At 66.8% G+C, this 14,337-nt stretch carries 14 protein-coding genes; 8 read left to right on the top strand and 6 right to left on the bottom strand.

Annotated features, from left to right (window positions below; translation table 11 throughout):
• Nucleotides 1-82 precede the first annotated feature (82 nt).
• The 7 genes from AC1DEM_RS17300 (at nt 83) to AC1DEM_RS17270 (ending at nt 6,806) form a co-directional block, all read left to right on the top strand.
• Nucleotides 83-637: a D-glycero-alpha-D-manno-heptose-1,7-bisphosphate 7-phosphatase gene (locus tag AC1DEM_RS17300; protein ID WP_476885533.1), complete on the top strand. Its 555-nt coding sequence runs from the start codon at nt 83-85 to the stop codon at nt 635-637.
• The gene (locus tag AC1DEM_RS17295; protein ID WP_476885532.1) at nt 634-1,707 is read left to right on the top strand and encodes a glycosyltransferase family 9 protein; all 1,074 of its coding nucleotides are present in this window, start codon (nt 634-636) and stop codon (nt 1,705-1,707) included. Before AC1DEM_RS17300 ends, AC1DEM_RS17295 begins: the two co-directional genes overlap by 4 nt.
• Nucleotides 1,704-2,720, top strand: a complete 1,017-nt coding sequence (locus AC1DEM_RS17290; protein ID WP_476885531.1) for a glycosyltransferase — start codon at nt 1,704-1,706, stop codon at nt 2,718-2,720. Before AC1DEM_RS17295 ends, AC1DEM_RS17290 begins: the two co-directional genes overlap by 4 nt.
• Nucleotides 2,717-3,973 carry a glycosyltransferase gene (locus AC1DEM_RS17285; RefSeq protein ID WP_476885530.1) on the top strand — a complete coding sequence of 419 codons (1,257 nt, stop codon included), beginning with the start codon at nt 2,717-2,719 and terminating at the stop codon, nt 3,971-3,973. Before AC1DEM_RS17290 ends, AC1DEM_RS17285 begins: the two co-directional genes overlap by 4 nt.
• A 104-nt stretch (nt 3,974-4,077) precedes the next feature.
• Nucleotides 4,078-4,674: a D-sedoheptulose-7-phosphate isomerase gene (locus AC1DEM_RS17280; protein WP_476885580.1), complete on the top strand. Its 597-nt coding sequence runs from the start codon at nt 4,078-4,080 to the stop codon at nt 4,672-4,674.
• Nucleotides 4,671-6,050 (top strand): PfkB family carbohydrate kinase, encoded by a 1,380-nt coding sequence (locus AC1DEM_RS17275; protein ID WP_476885529.1) that lies wholly within the window; start codon nt 4,671-4,673, stop codon nt 6,048-6,050. The genes AC1DEM_RS17280 and AC1DEM_RS17275 overlap by 4 nt, the downstream gene beginning before the upstream one ends.
• Nucleotides 6,051-6,107: 57 nt before the next feature.
• Entirely contained in the window at nt 6,108-6,806 is a 699-nt protein-coding gene (locus AC1DEM_RS17270; RefSeq protein WP_476885528.1) for an SDR family oxidoreductase, read from the top strand.
• On the opposite strand, the gene AC1DEM_RS17265 is transcribed toward AC1DEM_RS17270, so the two are convergent.
• Nucleotides 6,772-7,917: a glycosyltransferase family 9 protein gene (locus AC1DEM_RS17265; RefSeq protein ID WP_476885527.1), complete on the bottom strand. Its 1,146-nt coding sequence runs from the start codon at nt 7,915-7,917 to the stop codon at nt 6,772-6,774. The genes AC1DEM_RS17270 and AC1DEM_RS17265 overlap by 35 nt on opposite strands.
• 435 nt (nt 7,918-8,352) lie before the next feature.
• On the opposite strand from AC1DEM_RS17265, the gene rfaE2 reads away from it, so the two are divergent.
• Nucleotides 8,353-9,894: a D-glycero-beta-D-manno-heptose 1-phosphate adenylyltransferase gene (rfaE2, locus tag AC1DEM_RS17260; protein WP_476885526.1), complete on the top strand. Its 1,542-nt coding sequence runs from the start codon at nt 8,353-8,355 to the stop codon at nt 9,892-9,894.
• Between the two features lie 481 nt (nt 9,895-10,375).
• Here the strand turns inward: rfaE2 and AC1DEM_RS17255 are convergent, their stop codons facing one another.
• The 5 genes from AC1DEM_RS17255 to AC1DEM_RS17235 form a co-directional block, all read right to left on the bottom strand.
• Nucleotides 10,376-10,720: a PRC-barrel domain-containing protein gene (locus AC1DEM_RS17255; protein ID WP_476885525.1), complete on the bottom strand. Its 345-nt coding sequence runs from the start codon at nt 10,718-10,720 to the stop codon at nt 10,376-10,378.
• Entirely contained in the window at nt 10,707-10,904 is a 198-nt protein-coding gene (locus tag AC1DEM_RS17250) for a hypothetical protein (protein ID WP_476885524.1), read from the bottom strand. Before AC1DEM_RS17250 ends, AC1DEM_RS17255 begins: the two co-directional genes overlap by 14 nt.
• A 205-nt stretch (nt 10,905-11,109) precedes the next feature.
• A complete protein-coding gene (locus AC1DEM_RS17245; RefSeq protein ID WP_476885523.1) occupies nt 11,110-11,277 on the bottom strand; it encodes a hypothetical protein in 168 nt (55 codons plus the stop codon).
• 69 nt (nt 11,278-11,346) lie between these two features.
• Nucleotides 11,347-12,090, bottom strand: coding sequence for a GAF domain-containing protein (locus tag AC1DEM_RS17240; protein ID WP_476885522.1), 744 nt, complete (start codon nt 12,088-12,090; stop codon nt 11,347-11,349).
• A gap of 576 nt (nt 12,091-12,666) precedes the next feature.
• Nucleotides 12,667-13,350, bottom strand: coding sequence for a hypothetical protein (locus AC1DEM_RS17235; RefSeq protein WP_476885521.1), 684 nt, complete (start codon nt 13,348-13,350; stop codon nt 12,667-12,669).
• Between the last annotated feature and the right edge of the window lie 987 nt (nt 13,351-14,337).

Here is a 14,337-nt window from a genome sequence, read left to right as displayed (position 1 = left end):
TCGAGGAGTGTAGCCCCGGGCAGGGCCGGTCCGGGAAGGGGGCGGGCGTTTAGCCCGGGTCCGAACGGGGAACAGGGTGGGTATGGGAACTTCTGGCACAGCGCCGCTGCGGGCCGTCTTCTTTGACCGGGACGGAACCCTGATTCATGACGTCCCGTACAACGCGGATCCCTCACGGGTCCTGCCGATGCCCCACGCACGTGAGTCGCTGCAGCGGCTGCGCAGCCGCGGAATCCTGATAGGGGTGCTCAGCAACCAGTCGGGGATAGGCCGGGGGATCCTCACAGCTGCTGAGGTGGGCGCCGTCAACGCCCGGATCGATCAGCTGTTGGGCCCCCTCGACCTCTGGAGCATCTGCCCGCACGCTCCCGCGGACCGATGCCCGTGCCGGAAACCTGCGCCGGGCATGGTCCTGAAAGCCTGCACCACTCTGGGGGTTGCTCCGTCGGAGACCGCACTCATCGGCGACATCGGAAGTGACATGGAAGCGGCGCGAGTCTCGGGCGCCAGGGGCATTCTGGTACCCACCCCGGTGACCCGGGCGGCAGAAGTGAAAGCGGCCCTTGAAGTGGCGGCGGACCTGGGAGCTGCTGTGGATCTGCTTTTGAAGGCAGCAGCCGGGAGGACGGAGCCATGACACGGGTCCTGGTGGCCCGGCTGGACAGCGTCGGTGACGTTCTGCTGGCGGGTCCGGCCATCCGGGCTGTTGCCCATGGGAGCCGGTCTGACGGCGGCGATCCCAATGACGTCGTCGTGCTGTGCGGGCCCCAGGGTGAGCCGGCCGCGTCACTCCTCCCGGGGGTCTCCGAAGCCTATAGCTGGAGTTGTCCCTGGATCGCGAACCCGGCCCCGCGGGTGGAAATGGGTCAGATGGATGCGCTAAAGGCGTTCGTCTCCGATTCGCGGATCACGGAAGCGGTCATCCTGACGTCGTTCCACCAGTCACCGCTGCCCCTCGCTTTACTGCTGCGGCTGGCCGGCGTCGGCCGTATTGCCGGCGCGTCCACAGACTATGCGGGCAGCCTCCTGGACGTCCGCCTGCGGCCTGGCGAGGACTTTCCTGAAGACCAGCCGGAATCCGAACGAGCCCTCGGGATCGCACGGGCGGCCGGCTTCACCCTACCTGCCGGGGACGACGGCAGACTCCGCGTTGAAGGGTATCCGGACGTTCGGGACCTGGTGGGGGACGAACCCTACATCGTGGTCCATCCCGGGGCCTCCGCGCCCGCCCGGGCGTGGCCCGCGCTGCATCATGCGGCGGCGGTGGAACTACTTGAGGGCGCGGGGTACCGGGTTGTGGTGACCGGTGGCCCTGCCGAAACGAAGCTCACGGCCACGGTCGCGGGACCTTCCGCCCTGGATTTGGGCGGGCGGACCGATCTGAAGACCCTGGCTGGTGTCGTTGCCCATGCCGGCGTGCTGGTCACGGGCAACACGGGCCCGGCACATCTGGCGGCGGCGCTCGGCACTCCGGTAGCGTGTCTGTTCTCTCCGGTAGTTCCTGCCATCCGCTGGGCCCCCTACGGCGTGCCGCTGGAGATCCTGGGCGACCAGGACGCGCCGTGCAAGTCAAGCCGCGCCACCGTGTGCCCGGTCCCGGGCCATCCTTGTCTGGCCTCCGTTGGACCTGAGCAGCTCCTGGAAGCCGTGGAACGGCTACTCGGGGGAGTGTCGTCATTGGCTTCGCGGAGGGTGCGGCACACATGAGGATCCTTCTCTGGCATGTGCATGGGGGCTGGACGGATGCGTTCGTGCGCGGGCCTCATGAGTATCTGCTGCCGGTGCTTCCGGAGCGCGGGGCGTGGGGGCTGGGCCGTGGAGGCCGGGATTGGCCCGCATCCGTCCGGGAGGTTGCCCTCGATGCCCTCGATCCGGGCCGCGTGGACGCCGTTATCCTGCAACGGGCGCAGGAGCTAGCAGAAGTCGAACGTGTGTTGGGCCGGATCCCCGGTAAGGACCTGCCCGCGGTGTTCCTGGAGCACAACACCCCTAAGGGCGATGTTCCCCACTCGGTGCATCCGTTCGCAGACCAACACCTCATCCCGCTGGTGCACGTCACCTACTTCAACCAGCTGATCTGGGACAACGGCTCCGCCCCGACGGTCGTCATCGAGCACGGTATCCCCGATCCGGGGCATCTCTACAGCGGTGAAGTCCCTGAGCTCGGCGCCGTGGTCAATGAGCCCGTTCGGCGGGGCCGGGTCACTGGCACCGACTTGCTGGCCCGGTTCGCCGCTGCGGCGCCGCTGCGGGTCTTCGGTATGGGCGGGGCAGGACTGCCGGAGGCTACCGGGCTGCCGGCGGGGAAGTTGACGGTCTGCGGAGACCTGCAGACCGCACGCCTGCACCGCGAACTTGCACGCTGCAGGGTCTATCTACACCCGGTTCGGTGGACGTCCCTTGGCCTGGCACTGCTGGAGGCGATGCACCTTGGGATGCCGGTTGTGGTGCTGGGAACCACTGAAGCGGCACGCGCTGTTCCAGCCGGGGCGGGAGCAATCTCCACCAACGTCGATGAACTCGTGCGCGTGGCCGCCCAGCTGGTCCGGGACCCCGCGGAAGCCCGGCAACGGGGAAACATCGCCCGGGAAGCGGCGCTGGACCGCTACGGCCTCGAGGCCTTCCTCCGCGCCTGGAATGAGCTGCTCGTCGACCTGACCTCGCCGCGCTTCCGGCGGGGGCGGATTCTGATTCCAACGCACGAAGGGAAGGGCCAGTGAAAATCTCCATGGTTTCGGAACATGCCAGTCCGCTGGCAGCACTGGGCGGGGTGGATGCCGGCGGCCAAAATGTGCATGTGGCCGCGCTGTCGGAGGCCCTGGGCCGCCGCGGGCACCACGTCACGGTGTATACCCGGCGGGACTCGGCCGAACTGCCCGAGCGGGTCCGGATCCTGCCCGATCTGGAGGTCGTCCACGTCGACGCCGGGCCCGCTCGCCGCCTGCCCAAAGACGATCTCCTGCCATTCATGGGCAAGCTCGCCGACGGTATTTCCAGCGACTGGGGCAGGCACCCCCCGGACGTGGTCCACGGACATTTCTGGATGTCCGGCCTGGCCGCGCTCGACGCGGCGCGGCGCGGATCCATCCGCGTACACGTCCCGGTAGTGCAGACCTTCCACGCGCTGGGACCCGTCAAACGCCGGCATCAGGGTGCCCAGGACACCAGTCCGCTCGAAAGGCAATGGCTTGAGCCATCTGTGGCACGGTCCGTGGACCGCATTATTGCCACTTGCTCCGATGAGGTCTTCGAACTCAAGGCCATGGGAATCGACACTGCCAGAATCTCCATCGCGCCGTGCGGCGTGGATGTTGACCTGTTCGCAGGCGACGGGGCCGTCGAGCCCCGCAACAGCGCCCACCGTATCCTCTCCGTCGGGCGGCTGGTTCCCCGCAAAGGTGTCGATTTAGCCATCAGGGCCTTGCCCCTGCTTCGGAATGCAGGCTTCGCCGACGTGGAACTCCTCATAGTCGGCGGCGGTGACGCTGCCGCACGTGGGGACGACGCCGAAGCACGCAGGCTCTCCGCCGTCGCTACGGAACTCGGGGTCAGGGACCAGGTCACGTTCCGCGGGCAGGTGCCCCGCGGTGCCATGCCCGGCATCTTCCGCAGCGCCGACGCGGTGGTGTGCACACCCTGGTACGAACCCTTTGGGATCGTGCCGCTGGAGGCAATGGGGTGCGGAATCCCGGTAGTGGCCGCAGCCGTCGGCGGTCTGCGGGACACCGTGGTGGATCACGGCACGGGACTGCACGTGCCTCCGAAGGACCCGGCCGCCCTAGCCGCGGCCCTCGCCAGATTGCTGGGTGACGCCAGGCTGCGCCGAGAACTGGGGCGCGCCGGGCAGGAGCGTGTGCGGGTCCGCTATTCGTGGGACCGCGTAGCCGCCGAAACTGAAAGTGCATATCTGCATACGCTGGCCGCCTGTGCTGACTCACTGCGGCTGGATCCCGTGGAAGGAGCGGCGCTGTGAGCGCGGAGTGGTCTCTGAGCCGGCCGAATCGTCCCCTTCTGCTGGTGCCCGAAGATGGCGACCGCACGAGCCGCCCCGGCTCTCCGTTCGCCCGGCCCGGGTCGGTGGCAGCCGTCCGATCGCACCTGGACAACGTCCTCCCGGCCCTCGAGTCACTGCGGAGCCAGTCGTTCCGGTTGGCGGTGTGGGGGGAGGAACTGGCGCGCCGGTTGGCGTGCGGAGCGAGGCTGCTCGCGGCCGGCAACGGGGGGTCTGCCGCGGAGGCCCAGCATCTGACGGCGGAGTTGGTGGGACGGTTCGACGGCGAAAGGGTGCCGTTCTCGGCAATCTCGCTGCACGCCGAGACCTCAGCCGTGACCGCCATCGCCAATGACTACGGGTTCGAGGAGCTGTTCGCCCGCCAGGTGCGGGCGCACGCGCGCACCGGTGACGTCCTGCTGTTGCTCTCCACCAGCGGGAGGAGCGTGAACCTGCTCCGGGCGGTGGAAACCGCAAAAGGACTGGGCGTCACGACCTGGGCGCTGACCGGAACCGGCCCGAACCCGCTGGCACTGAACTGCGATGAAGCTGTCACGATCGACAGTCCCGCGGCCAGTGCCCAAGAGTGTCATTTAATTGCCCTGCATGCCATCTGCCGCGCCTTCGACGCCGAGATCCTGCGGCAAGGCCCCTTGGAATCCTCGCCCGGGGCCGGGTCATGAACATCGTTGTGGTGGGCGATGTCCTGCTTGACGTTGACGTTGACGGGGTGGCCACGCGGCTGTGCCCGGATGCACCCGTGCCGGTTGTTGACGTATCCGGCGCCCGTTACCGTGCCGGCGGGGCCGGCCTCGTCGCCACAATGCTGGTTGAGGACGGGCACCACGTGGTTCTGGTGACCGTCCTCGGATCGGACGAGGCGGCTACGCGGCTCGGCGGGCAACTGGCCCGCGTCACCGTTGTCGCTGGTCCATCAGGCGTCCCCACCCCGGTCAAAACCAGGGTTCGCGCCGACGGCCACCCGATTGTGCGGTTCGATGAAGGCTGTCAACGCGCACCTGTCCCCGCCGTGACGCCGGCAATGCTGCGGGCAATGGACGGCGCGGCCGCCATTGTGGTGGCCGATTACGGCAGAGGCTTGACGAGCAACCTGTCCCTTCGGGCGGTGCTGGCCCGACTAGCAGGTCGCATTCCCATCATCTGGGATCCGCATCCCGCCGGGGCCGCGCCAGTCGAAAGCGTCGCCGTTGTGACGCCCAATTGGGCCGAGGCCCGTGCAGCTGCGGCACTCCTGTCCCCTGCACCATGCGCAGACGGCCCGGGAGAGCTGGCCCGGACACTGATGAGTCTCTGGCGCAGCAACGCCGTGCTAGTGACCCAGGGCGAGTACGGGGCAACCCTGGCGCGTTCCACAGGCCCGACCCCACTGCACATTGCGCCGCCGGAAACCCGAGTCGTCGATCCCTGCGGCGCGGGCGACAGGCTGGCAGCCAGCCTCGCTGCCCAGCTCGCGGCTGGCAATGACCTCACGGAATCGGCACGCGTGGCAGTCCGTGAAGCGGCATTGTTCCTGGCCGGCGGCGGCGTGGGGGCGCGGAATGACGCACCCCGGCCGGTTTCGTTGAACAACACCAGCCGGAGGGGCAATGACGCGGTGGCGCTGGCCCGACGGGTGCGACGCGCCGGCGGAACCGTGGTGGCGACCGGAGGTTGCTTCGATCTGCTCCATGCCGGTCACACGCGGTCGCTCGCAGCTGCCAGGGCCCTCGGCGATTGCCTGATCGTGTGCCTGAACTCGGACTCGTCCATCCGGCGGATCAAGGGGGCATCCCGTCCCATCATCAATCAGCTGGACAGGGTAGAACTGTTGCTGGCCCTTGGGTGCGTCGACGCCGTGCTCGTCTTCGACGAAGACACCCCGGAAAAATGCCTGACCATGCTGCGACCGGACATCTGGGTGAAGGGAGGAGACTACGACGTCCGGCAATTGCCCGAAACCCCACTGGTGGAGAGCTGGGGCGGCCGCTGCCTCACCGTTCCCTACCATCCGGCGCGCTCCACGACTCACCTCGCCGATGCCTTGGCCCGCGTCGGCTGACTAACCTCCCGTCCCGGGCCGGCGCCCCTCGACCGGCCGCACAGCGAAAGGAAAATCATGACCTACGAGATGCAACAAGGCAGGGTGCTGGTCACCGGAGGAGCCTCCGGACTCGGTGCCGCCGTCGTCGACGCCGTGCTGCAGGCAGGCGGAACGCCCATAGTGTTGGACCGCGACATCCGCACAGTGTCCGCGGCGAAGGCTATCGAGGTGGACGTCGCGGACCGGACCGCCGTCGGTGAGGCGGTCAACCAGGCCGCCAACACTCTGGGGGGCCTGGACGCTGTGGTCACCGCCGCAGGCATTGATCGTTGCGGAAAACTGGAGAACGTTCCGGCCGAAGACTGGGAGCAGGTCATCTTCGTCAATCTCCTGGGCACAGTGTCCGTGGTCCGTGCCGCGCTGCCCTACTTGAAGGCATCACGGGGGCGGTTGGTCACGGTTGCGTCGACCCTGGGGAAGAGGGCGCTGCCGGAGGCCTCCGCGTACTGCGCCTCAAAGTTCGGCGTGGTGGGCTTCAGCCACGCCCTAGCGGCGGAAACCAGCGGAGAAATCGGGGTGACCACGCTGATTCCAGGCGGGATGAAGACCAGGTTCTTCGACGACCGGCCCGAGAAGTACAGGCCGGAGGATGATTCCAAACTCAATGATCCCGCCAATGTGGCCCAGGCTGTCCTGTTTGTGCTCTCCCAGCCTCCGGGATGCGTGGTCCGCGAGTTGCTTATCTGCCCCGCGGAAGAGGGGTCGTGGCCGTGAACATCCGCACGTCCTGATAGACGGCGGCAGCACTGATGCCGGCCACGAGCGGGCTCTCATGTGGGCAACGCGGAGCCGTCCAGCCAACCTGGGTGACGTCGGCGCCGCACTCGGGGCAGTGAGTCAGCCATGACACGTGTACCCGGTGCTGACTGCGGCCCAGCGGGCCCGCGTTGATGACGTTCCCGGCCCAGTACAAGCCTACTGTCGGGGTACCCAGCGCCTGTGCCAGGTGTCGCGGACCGCTGTCGTTGCCCACCAGGACCGTTGCCGCGGCCAGTAGCGACGCCAGAGCCCCTAGTGCGAGTTCACCGGCCAGCGAAGTGACCTGCGCCGAGGCGGACGCCGCCACTACCGCTGCGGCCAGGTCTTCCTCGTCCCGGGTGCCCACTACGAGCACCCGGGCACCGTCCGCCGCGCAGGCCGCCGCTACCTCGCCGAAGCTTCGCGCCGGCCAGCGTCGACGCGGGTCCGTCGCGCCCGGGTGGATAACCACGACGGCGGACTCGCCTCCCAGGAAAGGTTGCAGCCCTGCCGCGTAGCGGTCCAAGGGCCGTAGCCGAGCCTCCAAGCCGGCCGGGGGAGCGCCGGCAAGTCCGGCAACTTCCAGGGCTCGGAGCGGTTCGTGCTGATAGTAGGCATAGGGAAGGTTGCGCTCCAGCCGGGCGGCATCAGGGGTCCGGGCGCCTACCGTATGCCTAGCGCCCAGGCGCAGCAGAAACGGATTAGAGAAGCGCCCTCCGCCATGCAGCTGTACGGCGAGGTCGAGCGGTTCCCCGTTCATCTGGGCGAAAAAGGCCTCCACATCCGTGCGGCCCTCGGGGCCGGGCCGGATGCCTTCCGCGAAGGGTAGGACCCGGACGTCGTAGGCTGGCCCCGCGGTGCTGGCCGCCAGTTCCTGGTGGACGGGGGTTCCCAGGACAGTGACCGAGGCGTCAGGGTAGGCCGCCCGGAGGGCAGCGACGGCAGGCAGCGCAAACAGGAGATCGCCCAGCCCGCCCCCGCGCAGCACTGCTATTCGCCTGACGCGTTCGAACTTCTCGAAGATCGGTCCGACGCCCCAGCCGACAACGTCGGCGTCGCCGGAAACTTCCGGTCCGAACCCCTTCATCGAGTCCTCCCCGTCTGTACCTGGCCCGGCGTCCGTATGGAGGGCCGTCGGTGTAGCGGCCCTCGGCCGACCGTGCCGCAACCATAGTTCCCCTCGGGGGCCGCTGGCTACACCGCCCGCCGTTGATCATCCCGGAGCATCGGGAACACTTCGGCCCCCGGCCAAGGGTGTAAACCTGCCCCTAACGGGGTAAGCGACTGGTCATAGGAGGTCCCGCGAAAAGCCCATGAGCATACCGGCAGCTGCTCAGGACCTCCCCAGGAGCTAGGGAAGGATTCCCGTGTTTGTGACCGTCAACTGCGCACGCAACAGATCCAGGGAGCGGATCTCCATCCGCGATCCGCAAACGGCGAAACCCGCTGGCAGTCTCCCGGAAGCTCCGCCGAAGACCCCTGAAATCATGGGACGCACCGCACCCGGCGGAAGACGGCAACCGTGACAACGCTGTCGGCCGGGAAGAACACTCCCGACGGCGGAGATCTGGCGGGGCAGCGTGGTCTGGAAGAGTGGCTTCCCCGACGGTTGGCCGCGATTGGTCCAGCGGTAACGGTCGTCGGCGACGCAATGCTGGACGGCTGGTGGAGCGGCACCATCGAAAGACTCTGCCGGGAAGCGCCGGCCCCGGTAGTCGACGTCGGCAAACGCAGTTTCGCCCCCGGCGGCGCCGCGAACACCGCCGTGAACCTGGCTGCGCTCGGCGCCAAGGTGCGACTCGTCGGGGTCGTGGGCTGCGACGGGGCAGGTGCGGAATTGTTGCGACAGCTGGAGGAAGCCGGAGTGGACACCGCGAATATCTGCCGGGTCCCGGGCCTGACCACCACGACGAAGACGCGGATCAGCAGCGGTGGCCAGCTGCTGCTGCGCTTCGATGAGTCCGCCGCCAAAGTTCCGGCGGCAGCCCTCGCCGCCTCGGCCATGTGCCTGCCGGAAGTACTCCAGAACCAGGACGCCGTCGTCGTCTGCGACTATGGTGCCGGATTCCTTAGCGGGCCGGTGAAAGGTACCCTCCTCGCAGCGCTCGCGGGGCGCCCCGAGTCCGTGCTGGTGGTCGTTGACGCCCACGACCCCCGGCCCTGGGCTGCTCTCAGGCCGGATCTGGCCACGCCGAATGCACAGGAGGCCGCCGAAGTCCTCGGTCTCAAGTTGTCGACCAGCTCCAGACGACCCGCCGTCGTCGTCGAGCACCGCCAAGAGCTGCTGCGCGCAACCGGGGCAGCTGCCGTGGTGGTGACGCTGGACCGTGAAGGGGCTATCCTGATGCCCACTTCCGGCGACGTCCACCGAACTTGGGCCAAGCCCGTCACGGAGAAACAGGCCTCCGGGGCCGGGGATACCTTCGTGGCTGCGCTGACACTGGCACGGGCCGCCTCGTTGCCGCTGGCGACGAGCGTGGACCTCGCCCAGGCGGCAGCCGACATTGTGGTCCGCCGGACTGGAACGTCGGTGTGCAGCACGGATGACCTTTGCCAGCACCTGGCCAGCTTCGCCGATACCGCTCTCGACGCCGGGGAGCTCGCGCGGCAGATTAGCCGCCACCGGGCCGCCGGGCAGAGGATCGTGTTGACCAACGGCTGTTTCGATGTCCTGCACCGAGGACACACCCGGTATCTCAACCAAGCCAAGCAGCTGGGCGACATCCTGGTGGTGGCCCTAAACAGCGATGACTCCGTCCGCGCGCTCAAAGGGCCCGATCGGCCGATCAACACCGCCGCGGACCGAGCCGCCGTTGTCGCGTCGCTGAGCTGCGTGGACTATGTCACCGTGTTCGACACGCCCACCCCGGCGCCGCTGATCGAGGAGCTCCGGCCCGAAATCTACGCCAAGGGAGGTGACTACACTCCGGAAATGCTCACGGAAGCCCGGGCCGTGGAACGGTACGGCGGGACGGTGGCAATTCTGGACTACGTGGCTGATGTGTCCACGACAGCCGTCGTAAAGCGCATCCGCCAAGGCAGGGGCACCGTCCCGGCCGAATGAGCGTGAGCATCGGGTCCGTTATTCCCAGGGCAATGAGACCTGTCCCGGCCAGCCAAGGCCTCCTCTTGTCCGGCAGGCGAGGGTACAAGGCCGCCGACATCTGGATAACGGGGAAGTGGACAGGGATGGATGCGGCTGCCCGACGCGTCCAAAGGCCTAAATGAGTAAGCCCTCCGCGGGAATCCCAGGACTCAAGCGCGGAGGTTGCCGACTCGCCAGAGGGGGCGAGCTGTTCGTCCGCGAACTGGACATTGCGCGGTCCCGGACGGATGAGTGGTCCGGAAGTACGAAAATTGGAGCCGGGCGGCCCATCCGGCAACTGAGGGGACGCCCCGTTGCGGGTGCTGAGACCGGCGGCGGACTGGGCTATGCAGCCGAGCCTGGAGGGCGACCGCCGCCGGCCCGATCATTGTCCCTGTGCGACCTTGGAAAAAACGGGAGCGAATCTTAATCCGGTGGGCATGGCCGGATGATGCACAGGTTAGGCGCCGTCCGCGCGCTTCGGGAGTGCGGGGTCGTAGCGGGTGAAGTCTCGCCTCAGGGCCACGGAGTCCGGGCCGATCCTGGCGATGTTTTCCCACTGGACGGGGAAGGATCCGCGGTGGCGCCAGCGAAGGGCCAGGGGCCAGGGCTGGGTCAGGCCGGTTCTTTCGTAGCCGAGGAAGGACGCTGCGCTGTGCGGGCTGACCACGAGCACGAAGAGGCGGGCCGCGGCCATGAGCTGGCCCGGGGCGCCGTCGACGACGAACCGGGCGTCGGCCACCTTGCCCAGGCGGTTGCCGTCGCCGTCGTGCACGGGGGTCCCGAGGATGTCACCGAGGATCATGGCGGCCTCCGGGTATGCGCGCGATGATCTTGTCCCGGACCCAGCGTTCCACCCAGTCGGCATCCAGGCTGCCGCCCCGTACGCCGAGGCTGATGACAATACCGACGTCTGCGACGTCCTTCCACGGGACCCGGATCAGGCGGGACGACGGCGGCCGGCCGCCGAAGACTCTGGTCCCGAGCACCGGGCCGGTATCTGGTTGTTCGTCCCCAGTCGTCAGTGCTGGGCAGCCGGCGGTCTTTGGCGTCCGATATTTCGCGAATCTACAAGCCAAACACGGATCACCTCGAACGAACCTTAGCCGCGCGTTCCGGTCACGAAAACCGGTCAATCGGCCGCTTCGCTCACCGATTCCTCGCTCCGGGTTGAGGGGCCGTCCGGGGCGAGCCTTAGCCGCCTGATTCCTCAGGGTCGGTGCTTGCCCCGTTCTCCTCCGCTGTGGCGGATTCGGGCACCAGGTCCGGGTCGACAACTGGGGAGAAGGCATCGGCGGGAACTTCGTTCCCTTGAGGGACGTCGTCGGGATCAGGAGGACTGCTCTTGGGCATCTCACTCAACTGCACACCGTAGGCCCGCGGGCCTGCCCTCTCCACGGACCGGTCTCTTCATGCGGTTTGAAACCGTCCCTAAGCGTCGAAGTGCGTCCGGACTCTCGGGTCCTGCGATAGTGACGCGACCACCGAGGCGGCGATGTCCCGGAGTTTGACGTTCCGGGTGCTGGAAGCGATTGTGAGGATCTTGATGGCCGTCTGCTGACTGCACCGGTTTTGCGCCATGATGGCGCCGGTCGCCAGGTCGATGGTGGTCCGGGATTCCATAGCAGCCGTGAGGTGGGCTTTCGCCTCGGCCAGCTGGCTGATCCGCACGGCCAGGCGAAGTGCTTTTGACGCATGATAGGAATACGTTTCGACCATGCTGACGTCTTCACCGCTGAAGCCGTGGGACCGGGTGGAGTACAGGTTGAGGCCAGCTTCTGCCTCCCCCTCAAGAACTAGCGGGACGGAGAGGCTGGATCCTACTCCTGCCTGAAGCGCGGCCGCGGTGTAGGCGGGCCAGCGGTGTTCGGTTGTCAGATTGGGTACATGCACGACGACCTGCTGGCGGATCGCTGACAGGCAGGGCCCATCGCCACTCCTGTATTGGGTTTCATCGAGCCGGAGGGCGCGCTCTTCGCTGGATGCCACGGTCACTGGTTTCTTCCGCTGGATCAGTGTGATGCTGCAGAAGGCAAAGGCGGGGTCGGCCAGGGTGACGGCGGAGAACTCGGCGAGTTCGTCCAGCAGCTCCTTCACGCCCTCGGTTTTTAGGACTAGATCCTGCAAGTGGTCGACGAGGAGGTCCGGGAACAGCAGGCGTGGTTCGGGGGCCATGACTGGCCTCATTCCTCATTGGGCCCTGACAACAACCCTTGACGGGGGCACCGGAGGACGACGAAACAGCACGTGCGGCTGTCCCTCGAGTATGCTCCGCCTCTCCTGCAAGAACCAGCAGGTCCCGTTACAACAGCCCGGGATCATGGGAACCGTACGGCTGGCGGGCCACGTGCTGACGCGATAAACAACACTTTTATAAAACGGACGAGCAGGGCCAGATCGGGGAGGCATCTCAAATACGATCCATTGGCGAATGGTCATCAAAGCAGCTGAAACCCGCAGTGCCAGGAGAGCTGGCCGGCTCCGCCGCTTCGAATCCCCCCACCAGCTTCGGAATGTCGGCCAAATCCGGCACTTACGAATTGCACTTCGTACTGAAGGGCACTCCGGGACCGAACTGTCGGTGGCGAACTGGTCCGGTGCCGTCGTCGCCCCGGTGCAACTCTGTTGCAATGGGGACATCTTCAAAAGGACAGTACAGCTGGAAGCCGGCACTGACAGACTAGATTGCACGATGAAGCCCGACATTGGTGCGGAGACCCCATGAGCATTCATGAGAACCCGGGTGTGCTTCTAGGGCTGGTAGTACTCCTCCGTCGGAGTAAAGCCCACACGGTCCACTTTCCGGTGGTAGTGAACTCCGGTGAGGCCGCCCAGCACGGCGCCTATCAGTGCTGTGGCGGCCACGGCGATGGCAGCAATGATGCCGCCTAGACTCAGCTGCCCCTCGACTAGTGGAAGGCGAAGGAAACTGTTGAGCGTGGTAAGAGCATTGTGTTGCCCAGTAATCGCCAGCAGTGCCATCGCTGCGGCTCCGATGACGCCCCACAGCCACACCATGAGTCCCTGGCCGACGCCGTTGAAACGCGCCATCCGCCCTGCCACGTAGCCACCCGAAAAATAGGCGAGGAGCTGGAGCGACAGGAGCACGATCATGCCGGTCATGCCGGTCACGCCACCGGATGATCCCTGGCCAGCTCGGGGGAGCGGGTCCGTGCCGGGCAAAAAGCCGGCGCTGCCGGCCGCCGCAACCAGAGCACCCAGCAAGACAGTCATTGCCGACGAGACCAGCCAGCCGAAGAAGCCCGCGCCGATCTTGATGCCGCCGAAGCGCTCCTCTTCCCGGGCGACCACGGTTTCACGGGTAGCGGCCGCGGCCGGGTCTCCTGGCAAAATACCGTCGACAGAGGCGGCTGTGTCATCGAAGTACCCGTCGTTCTCGCCATAGGGGAGAACACCGTCAGTGTCTTCGTACAAGCGGTCGTCAACACTGTGCTGAGAAGCGCGGTTTTCCGTTTGGTTCAGGGGTTCCGGAGTGTCGGCCCAGTCTGCGTCGAGTCGTCGCGCATCATCAGGACCATTTGCGCTGCCCATCACGCAGCCTCCCTTTCAAGGATCTACCGGGGCTCACTCCCGCGGTGGCCCGGGCCCGGACACTACTAAAACTAGGCCCACTCAGCCCGGTTCACGAGGGGCTTTGGGCCCGACTTTGACCTAGTGTCCAGTGGCCGCGCCGAGCCGTGTGTGAAGGCCGCCGGATCGGGCGCTTAGGCGGAAAACGCAAGACGATGGGGAAGCTTCAGAAGCATTAAGCCTGCTCGTAGAACGCCTTCCACGCCGACACATCGATCAGCTGCGCCCAAGTTGTGCAGGCGGCCTGGGACATTCTGTGCAGAGGACTCCGAGAGCCCACAGGATTCTTTGTGGCCGGAAGACAGTCAAATGCGTCGCGGTGGGGACAGCGCATAGGACATGAGCCTGGGGATCCACTTCGATTCTCAAAACCCGAGTCGCGGATCTTGAGCGCCAGTACGGTCTCGAGAACCGTTATCGAGGTGCCTTTCCCTCAGGGCGCGCGGGCGTTGAGTTCTCGATTGTGACCGTCCTCGAAATCCTTCGTTTTTGAGGACCGCAGGGGAGCGGGAAGGCTTGACGGGACGCACACTGCGGGTGCCTGCGAGGCCTAGGATCAGGTGAGGTGCCGGTAAGAAAGGGCGAATGCCCCTCCATGACTATCCGATCCGGCGGCTGGCAGAGGATCCAGACAACGTTCTGGTCCGCCGACAATGGCCCGCATCCCTGCCGCCCGCCGCCCGTCGCCCGTCGCCCAGGGGACCGTGCCCCGTCCCTCGTCGGATCGTGCTACAGGCCGGACTGGTCGCGCGATGTGGATTCTCCGGTGGGACGCCGGGCGGGGGAATCGTCGGTGCCCGTGTCCGTCCGGCCCGGTTCTTTGCCCTCTTC

It is taken from the genome of Arthrobacter sp. 05T420 (assembly GCF_056396305.1).
The sequence above is the reverse complement of the archived record's forward strand: the minus strand, read 5'-3'. Positions and strand labels throughout refer to the sequence as shown.

Excerpts from the sequence above, each read along its gene's own strand:
- AC1DEM_RS17300 (WP_476885533.1), top strand. The coding sequence starts at position 83 with ATGGGAACTTCTGGCACAGCGCCGCTGCGGGCCGTCTTCTTTGACCGG.
- AC1DEM_RS17295 (WP_476885532.1), top strand. The coding sequence starts at position 634 with ATGACACGGGTCCTGGTGGCCCGGCTGGACAGCGTCGGTGACGTTCTG.
- AC1DEM_RS17290 (WP_476885531.1), top strand. The coding sequence starts at position 1,704 with ATGAGGATCCTTCTCTGGCATGTGCATGGGGGCTGGACGGATGCGTTC.
- AC1DEM_RS17275 (WP_476885529.1), top strand. The coding sequence starts at position 4,671 with ATGAACATCGTTGTGGTGGGCGATGTCCTGCTTGACGTTGACGTTGAC.
- AC1DEM_RS17270 (WP_476885528.1), top strand. The coding sequence starts at position 6,108 with ATGACCTACGAGATGCAACAAGGCAGGGTGCTGGTCACCGGAGGAGCC.
- AC1DEM_RS17265 (WP_476885527.1), bottom strand. The coding sequence starts at position 7,917 with ATGAAGGGGTTCGGACCGGAAGTTTCCGGCGACGCCGACGTTGTCGGC.
- AC1DEM_RS17255 (WP_476885525.1), bottom strand. The coding sequence starts at position 10,720 with ATGATCCTCGGTGACATCCTCGGGACCCCCGTGCACGACGGCGACGGC.
- AC1DEM_RS17240 (WP_476885522.1), bottom strand. The coding sequence starts at position 12,090 with ATGGCCCCCGAACCACGCCTGCTGTTCCCGGACCTCCTCGTCGACCAC.